General features: G+C 46.1%; 1 protein-coding gene. It reads left to right on the forward strand.

Features of this window, described 5'->3' with window-relative positions; translation table 11 throughout:
* Positions 1 to 217: efflux RND transporter permease subunit (locus DC53_RS0120920; RefSeq protein WP_033032441.1), on the forward strand; the 217-nt coding region annotated here is incomplete at both ends.

Raw genomic sequence — 217 nt, forward strand, 5'->3', positions numbered from 1 at the left:
TAGAGGGCTTTAACTTTTCAGTTGCAGTAGGTGTGGGCTTTATTGCCTTAGCTGGGGTAGCGGTAGAAATTGGGGTCATTATGTTGGTGTATTTAAACCAAGCCTATCAAGAAAAGTGCCTCGAAGCAGAGCAAGCCGGAAAACCGCTTAGCTTAGTGCAATTACAGCAAGCTATCATTGAAGGTGCAGGGCTTCGAGTACGCCCAGTTATGATGAC

This window comes from Pseudoalteromonas fuliginea (assembly GCF_000690055.1).
GTDB classification, from domain to species: Bacteria; Pseudomonadota; Gammaproteobacteria; order Enterobacterales; family Alteromonadaceae; genus Pseudoalteromonas; species Pseudoalteromonas fuliginea.